Source organism: Parvimonas sp. D9 (genome assembly GCF_035282565.1).
GTDB lineage: Bacteria > Bacillota > Clostridia > Tissierellales > Peptoniphilaceae > Parvimonas > Parvimonas micra.
Map to the genome: position 1 here is coordinate 1 of NZ_JAYKBM010000031.1, position 712 is coordinate 712.

The 712-nt window shown below is 51.3% G+C and carries 1 protein-coding gene; it reads right to left on the bottom strand.

Annotation, left to right across the window (positions count from 1 at the left end):
* Positions 1–712 (bottom strand): hypothetical protein (locus VJI94_RS07870; RefSeq protein ID WP_324008944.1); only part of this gene is annotated, 712 nt, incomplete at both ends.

Here is a 712-nt window from a genome sequence, read left to right on the forward strand (position 1 = left end):
CTGGCAATACCCCGAAAATGCCGAGTTGCGTACTTGCCGGAAGAGCCTGGTTCTTCTTCAATGGCGACGCGGTATCCCCAGTCAGCACCATACAGCTTGTGGTCCGCAACTGCTGCTTTTTGGAAACGGATTTCTGCTTTTTCTGCACTGTATTGGCCCCTATCGATGTCAATAATATAGAATTCTTCCGTGTTGCGATTATATGCGCATAGTGCCCCGGAGGTAAAATCGCCAGCATCCTTAGTAGATGCAAAGTCCCATGCACGGGTGAATACCACACGCTCGCCGCGATGAATGGCCAAATCCAGCTTCAGGCGAAAATGGCGCTCCTCGATATTCTTGAACCAGCCTGTATTGATGACAGCATTTTCATCCGCATCCGGATCCTGCTGGAACATGGCGTTAAACCAACGTGACCCAAGCTCAATGCGGATATCACGGATGGTATCGGCAGTGTAACGCTTGGCAAATAGTGTTTCGCCAAAATGGCGGCCAATCTCGTCCACTGCGTCATGATCTGGTGCCATGATGGGGCGGTCATTATCATCACGACCTACTTCCTTCATGGGCTCATAAAGCGCAGGCAGTCGGACATATTCAAAGAAGTTACGCCCACTCTCGGCCTGCTGCTTCATGATACGGCCATGGATGTCATTGGACACCCAACGTGTGGCCAGGATAATAACAACCGCACCAGGCTCCAGACGAGTAC